The sequence below is a fragment of the Methanoregula sp. genome (assembly GCF_049690535.1).
GTDB lineage: Archaea > Halobacteriota > Methanomicrobia > Methanomicrobiales > Methanospirillaceae > Methanoregula.
Window position 1 is genome coordinate 20401 of sequence record NZ_JBAVMX010000075.1, and the last position, 6845, is coordinate 27245.

Annotated in this window: 5 protein-coding genes; all 5 read right to left on the minus strand. The window is 56.2% G+C overall.

Features of this window, described 5'->3' with window-relative positions; all coding sequences use genetic code 11:
• Positions 1-2: 2 nt before the first annotated feature.
• Genes WCE46_RS05445 through WCE46_RS05465 form a run of 5 tightly spaced genes read right to left on the minus strand, consistent with a single transcriptional unit; the run spans position 3 to position 6661 of the window.
• A complete protein-coding gene (locus tag WCE46_RS05445) occupies positions 3-1598 on the minus strand; it encodes an NADH-quinone oxidoreductase subunit C (RefSeq protein ID WP_424732686.1) in 1596 nt (531 codons plus the stop codon).
• The gene (locus tag WCE46_RS05450; protein WP_424732687.1) at positions 1598-3079 is read right to left on the minus strand and encodes a proton-conducting transporter membrane subunit; all 1482 of its coding nucleotides are present in this window, start codon (positions 3077-3079) and stop codon (positions 1598-1600) included. The genes WCE46_RS05445 and WCE46_RS05450 overlap by 1 nt, the downstream gene beginning before the upstream one ends.
• Entirely contained in the window at positions 3076-3777 is a 702-nt protein-coding gene (locus WCE46_RS05455; protein WP_424732688.1) for a hydrogenase subunit, read from the minus strand. Before WCE46_RS05455 ends, WCE46_RS05450 begins: the two co-directional genes overlap by 4 nt.
• Positions 3774-4715 carry a respiratory chain complex I subunit 1 family protein gene (locus WCE46_RS05460; RefSeq protein WP_424732689.1) on the minus strand — a complete coding sequence of 314 codons (942 nt, stop codon included), beginning with the start codon at positions 4713-4715 and terminating at the stop codon, positions 3774-3776. The genes WCE46_RS05455 and WCE46_RS05460 overlap by 4 nt, the downstream gene beginning before the upstream one ends.
• Complete coding sequence (locus tag WCE46_RS05465; protein ID WP_424732690.1) at positions 4712-6661, minus strand: proton-conducting transporter membrane subunit; 1950 nt, start codon at positions 6659-6661, stop codon at positions 4712-4714. Before WCE46_RS05465 ends, WCE46_RS05460 begins: the two co-directional genes overlap by 4 nt.
• Positions 6662-6845 lie beyond the last annotated feature (184 nt).

Genomic DNA, 6845 nt, shown 5'->3' on the forward strand with positions numbered 1-6845 from the left:
CCTCAAAGGTCGGTCCCCGCGTACGACAGGTTCAGGCTCTTGTTGATGACCGGAAAGTCGGCGATGATGTTCCCCGGTACTGCGTGCTCAAGGGCAAGCCAGTTGCAATACGAAGCCGTCCTGACCTTGTACCGGCTGATCTTCCCGTCCTGCACCCGGACCCAGCAGAGGTTCTGTCCCCGGGCGGATTCCACGAGCGCGAGCGCACAGCCGTCCCGGATCGGCTCGTCGCTCTTAATTGATCCGTCCGGCATCGCGTCGATCACCCGGCTGATCAGGTCGAGTGAGTCCATGATCTCGGCAGCCTTCACCGTGAAACGGGCAAGGACGTCGCCGTCACGGAGGATGTGGGGTGCAGGAGAAAAACGGTCATATATCCCGTACGGGTGGTTCACCCTCACGTCCACTACACCCCCCGATGCGCGTGCAGCAGGGCCGGTAATATTGAGCGGGCGCAGCAACGGTTTTCTGATGATCCCGGTCTGCGAGAACCGGTCGATCACAGAAGGTGTCGAGAGCACAATGGAAAACCCGACCTTACACTGTTTCCTGAACTGCACGATGAAATCCCGGAAGCCTGCGAGCGCTTCTGCGGGAATATCACGGTTGACCCCGCCAATGCAGAGCATGCCCCGCAGGAACCGGGAGCCGGTGAGTCGCTCGTTCTCACGGACCATCTCCTCGCGCAGCACCGCAAACTGGCTGGCACCAAGGGGAAACGCGACATCGGTGAGCATTCCTGCAAGGTCACCGAGATGCGAGCAGATCCTTTCGGATTCGCAGAGGATCGTCCGCAGGTACCATGCACGGTCGGGCACCGTAATCCCCGAGAGCCGTTCGACTGCCATAGAGAACCCGGTCGCGTTTGCCACGGATTCGTCGCCGCTCACCGCTTCTGCGATCTTTATGCAGTCATACGGATTTTTTCCCTCGGCAAGCTTCTCGATTCCCCGGTGCGTGTAGAACAGCCGTATCTCAAGGTTGAAGACCGTCTCCCCGATCACGCTGAACCGGAAATGGCCGGGTTCGATGATGCCGGCATGTACCGGCCCGACCGGTACCTGGTAAACCCCCTCGCCGCTCACCTTCCGGAACGGGTATTCATCAGCGGCATCGATGGTGGTGGTTGTCATAACCGGCGTATTGGAAAATGATTTTTCCAGAGGATGGAACCCTGCCGGGTAGGACTCATGTAGAAGAAGCCGCCGGGTGTCAAACGCACCATCGAATTCGATCCCAAATCCGTCCTGGCATTCCCGCTCCGGCCATGTGGCAGAGGGAAACACAGGGGCAATGGATGTTGCCTGGGCATTCGTGAGATTCCGGACAAGGATCAGGATACTGCCTTTTCGCTCGAATACATACAGGAGAGAATGTCCTGCCCCCTCCCGGAATCCCTCGACACAGAACAGGCCGATCAAAACAAATTTGCGGGAGGCAAGATATGGGATAGACAGAGCAAACTCCGGCTCGCGCACGTCAATGGAGCATTCCCGTTTGCACCCGTACGTAATCCGGGCAGGAACCGCAGCAGCGCCGAACAATTCCCGGATCGCCCCGGTTGCGGCGTCTTCGTCCGGTAAAACCTGACCGGTCATTAGAACCTCAACTCCGTTACAATCTGGTTAATAAACGTGCACCCGCCGGCCGGGAACAGGATGCCGAGGATGAGGATGAGTGCAAGCAGGATCACAATAGGTGCTTTCATACTCAATGGTGTCTGGTAGGCCACGAGATCAACCTGTTCACCCGGCGGGGTCACCCGGGTAAACGTGGTGATCACAAAGTATCCGAGCGCGGCTGTGGCAATAAAGATGAGGACAAGGACGAGAGCAAGTACCCCGAGAGAAAGCGATCCCAGAGAGAGCAGGATGAAGAATTTTGAGAAGAAGACCATAAACGGCGGCATGCCGATGATCGCGAGTCCCCCGAGGATGATTCCCCACGCGGCAAGCGGCTGGAACCGGAACACGTCGTGGATACCATCGGGAGCGTCGGCCGAGAGATGACTCCTGTACTGCCGGTGCAGAATACCGGCCGAGAAGAAGAGTGAGACCTTCGTGAACGCGTGCGCCATAATGTGGAAGATCACCCAGAAGATCGCAAGCGGGGTGGCAACGGCAAGGCCGACGAGCAGGATGCCCATGTTCTCGATGCTCGAAAATGCGATCAGTTTCTTGAGGTTCTTCTCCGGCAGCATGGAGATCGCAGCTATGGCGATCGAAAGGACGCCAAAAAGCAGGATCAAGGGAGTGACCGTAGTAAATGCTGATGTCTGGTGCACGATGGCGAAGACCCGGATGATCCCGTAGATACCGACATTCAGGAGTATTCCGGAGAGGACGGCACTGACCGCGGATGGCGCCTTTGCATGGGCTTCGGGGAGCCATGTGTGGAAAGGGAAGATACCGGACTTTGCAGCAAACCCGATAAAGATGAGCGTGAATGCGGCGATCATCATCCCGGGGGGAAATGCGGAGGCGTGCTGCATGAGAACCGTCCAGTTCAGGGTACCGGTGCCGAGCGTTGATCGCGCAATCTCAAAGAGGAAGATGAGCCCGACAAAGGCAAAGAGCATCGTAACCGACGCGACAAAGATGTACTTGAGCGCCGCGTCGATGTTCTCTTTTGCCGAGAGAATGGCAACAAGCATCGCGGAGATGATCGTCGTCATCTCGGCAAAGATCCAGAAGAGCGCGAGGTTGTCCGAGTAAAAGGCGAGGACGATGACCAGTTCGAGCAGGCACCATGCGGCATAGAAGAGTTTCAGGCTCCCTATTTCCAGTTCTCCGCTAATAATCAGGTTTTCGACATACCCCCGGGCATACACGGCGGCAAGCGTGAAGATAACCGTCGCGACTATCACCTCGAAAAGTCCCAGATGGTCGATGAAGAAGTACCCGTTGCCGACCATGAACGTGTCGACAGGGACCTGCACGCACAGGAGGATGTACCCGGTGATCGCCCCGAAGAGCAAGCCAAGGCCGATAGCTACCGCGTTCATCTGCCGGTGGGTACGGCTGATGGCGACAAGGACAAGTGCCGCCACTGCACACAGCACGTAGGCGACAAGAATCATGGCGATTCCTCCTGCTCTTCCCAGAGATAGAACCGGTGGAGCCGGTTGTGGTACTCCTCAAGCGTCGAATCTATGCCCACCGTAAGGATGGTGGTCAGGAGGATGAGGATGACCAGATCGATGATGATCAGAAACTCGATGATGAACGGGAGTTCGGTCGCAAAAAGACCAAAGAGAAGGACCCCGTTCTCCATCGAAAGATACCCGAGTACTTTTGTGATCGCCTTTTTCCGGGAAAAGGTTACCATCATGCCCATAAGGACAAGGGAGATCCCGATCACTGCACCAAAGAATAATGGAGTCCCGATGCTCCCTTTTGCCAGGGTATCCTGAAAGATCCGGGAGAGCGTGATATAGACAAGAAGCATCAGCGCAAGCGAGAACAGAAGCGAGCTTGTCGGGCTGAGAAAATGGAATTCGATATCCCGTTTTATCCGGATCTTTTCCTGGACTGTTGCAATGAAGTACGGGATGACGATAACCTTGAAGACCAGCGTGATGAGCGCGATTTCAAGGAGGATGGCTGCCCCCTCGTACCAGTACAGCGCGAGCGCGATAAAAACAAGCGTGAGCGACTGGAGCGCGTAGACCCTGACAAGCGTGATGAGGTTTTTTGTCGTGATGATATATGCGGCTGTGATAATGACGCAGACAAACAGGATCTTGATGATACCGTCAAAAAATGCAGAGTCCGTCATGAAAACACCTCGATGATGATGGTAAGGGTCGAGAAGAAGAATGCCATCATAAAGAGGCTGGGCAGCCGGAAGAACCTCATCTTTGCCATGGACGATTCAAAGAGCCCGATCACGAGGGCGAGGATCGCGCCTTTTGCGGCAAAGAGGCAGAGTGCGACTGCTATGGAGGCAAACGAGAGCGTAGTTGCAAGGCCCCACGGGACGAGGAGGTTGATGAGAACTGCCATCAGGAGGGTCTGCTTGATTGCCGCAGAGAGTTCCATGAGGGCGAGGTTCCTCCCGGACTGTTCGAGGATCATCCCCTCGTGGATCATGGTCAGCTCAAGGTGGGTCTCCGGGTTGTCGACCGGGATGCGCGAGGTCTCCACGATCAGGATAATAAAAAGCGAGATCCCGATCAGGATCAGCGTCGGGCTCACGGGGATTCCGGCAGCGGCAGCGACCGTGACCATGTCGATAAGGTTGAGGGATTTGAAGACGAATGCGAGTGCGGCAAAGACGATGATCGTTGTGGGTTCAATGACTGCCGATATACTCATCTCCCGGGAGCTGCCCATGCCGCCAAATGCGCTGCCTGCGTCGAGGCCAGAGAGTGCCATGAAAAACCGGGCGAGCACCAGAAGGTACAGGAAGAGGATTATGTTCCCGATGCCCCCGACAGGTTCCGTGACAACGACGAGCGGAACAAAAAGAGAGGCCACAAGGATCGCGGAGATGCATACCCACGGCGTGATCCTCATGATCCACGATGTGTTCGGGGAATAGATCACTTCTTTTTTGAGCAGTTTTGCAAGCGTGTAATAGGTCTGGAAGACCGAAGGGCCCTGCCGTCCCTGCGACCACGCTTTGACCTTCTTTACCAGGCTCACAAAGAGGGGAGATATGAGCACAACGCAGAGCGTGTTGATGACACCGTAGAGCAGGAAATCTGCGGTCATGCCGACCACCCCAAAAAGAGGATAACCGCGACCACGGCGATGAAAACATACAGGAGATAGGTATCAAGACAGCCGTTCTGTATCCGGGCGATCCTGGCAGAGGCCCGGCTCGCCCCGCGTGCAATGGGGAGATACAGGTATTTCTCGAAGAACTTCAGGAGCCGGATCTCCGCGGTCCCTTCTGCAAAGATGCAGTCATGCTGGTCGTAGTACGTCTTTGTGCCGGATTTTTTTGTCCGGTAGATGGAAGAGAAGATGGTGACGATCGGCTCCGAGAAACCGTGGCCGGTATACTCTGTTGACGATGGCTGTGATTTTGCCCCGCAGCCCCAGGTTTCGCTGATCCTGACATCGCGGGATGCGGTGAAATACAGGACAACGTACGTGAGCGCCGCCATGATGAGGAGGAGAACGCTCACGAGGAACAGGTCCGGGATGGGAAGCACATAGCCGAAAGCGGCGAGGATCTGGTACGCAAAGACCCCGAGGATAACGCATGCGGCGGCAAGGATGGCCGGGCCGGCGAGCATCGGGAAGTTTACTTCATGTGCACCTTCGCTCTCCGGTGAACGCGGCTGGGCAAGGAAGACAGAACCGAATGCCTTGACAAAACAGGCAGCCGAGAGCGCGCTCGTGAGCGCAAAGAGGGCCAGGCAGATGAAGAGGAGGACTTTTAGGAGGGGATCGACAACGGTAACGGAATGGAAGAACGCAATGTACATCAGTAGTTCACTTGCAAAGCCGTTTAACGGGGGGAGAGCGGCAATCGCGATCGCGCCGGTAAAGAAGAGTACCGAGGTGTAGGGCATTTTCCCGGAGAGCCCGCCCATCTTCTCGATGTCCCGGGTGTGCGTGGCGTGCACCACTGATCCGGCGGTAAGGAAAAGGAGGCTTTTGAAGAGCGCGTGGTTGAGGGAGTGGAAGAGCGCCGCAAGCAGGCTGATGGTCGCAAGCAATGCAAGTCCCGAACAGGAGAATATCACAAAGAGGCCAATACCGACAAAGATGATGCCGATATTCTCGATACTCGAGTACGCCAGCATCCCTTTAATGTCGTGCTCCTTGAGTGCGTATATCACACCGAGCACCGCTGACGCAATGCCGAGAGCGAGGATCAGCACGCCCCACCAGAGTTCAGGAGAGAAGACGGTGATAATGAACCGGAGGAGACCGTAGACCGCGACCTTGAGCATCACGCCCGACATCAGTGCCGAGACAGGTGACGGGCTTGCCGGGTGGGCGTAGGGAAGCCACTTGTGGAACGGGATGATCCCTGCCTTGATGGAAAATCCCACAAAGAGCGAGAGGAACGCGGCAGTGACAAGAGGCAGCGATGCAGGAGTGGCGTACAGCGGGGCGATCGCAAACGAACCGGATGCGTAATAGAACGCGATGATCCCCAGCATCACGAAAAGCGTGGAGAGGTGGGTCATGACGAAATAAAAAATCCCGGCTTTTCTTGTCTCACCTTGAGTATACTCGTACATGACAAGGAAAAATGAGACTGCTGCCATCAGTTCCCAGAAGATAAGAAACGAGAGGGTGTTTTCAGAGGCGACAATAAGCGCCATCGCGAGCACAAAGAGGCTGATGCAGCCGCAGAGCAGGTTCCGGCGGTTCCCGCCTTCCATGTGCTCAACATATCCCATCGTGTAGACAGCAACACACGAGGAGACGCTGCCGATCAGGAACAGGAAAAATGCGGCGAGCCGGTCGATGAAAAAATCTACTGAAAAACCGGGGAACAGCTGCCATGCCGCAGGTGTGAAAGGCACACCGGTGACAAGGATGATAAGGGAGAGCACGGCAAGGACGAGTGAGGCTCCGGCGGTGCAGGCAAGCGAGAGGATGCGGATGATCCGGGTATCCCGCGCTGTTCCCGGCAGGGAAATGACAGTGCCGGCAAGGAAGAGCGCGATGACGGCATAAAAAAGCAGGCCGATCATCAGGCCCTCCCTCCGATTTGTCGCACCGGAGATTTCCCCCTGTGCGGCTGGCGTGCCATCTTTCCGGCCATGGATATGTTCCCGTACCGGTATCCGGATATCATCCCATGCACTCCGGATTATGAATTGTGTTCACGGCAGACGGATCGCGTTTCATGGGGCAGACATCGATCCCTGCAAGGTT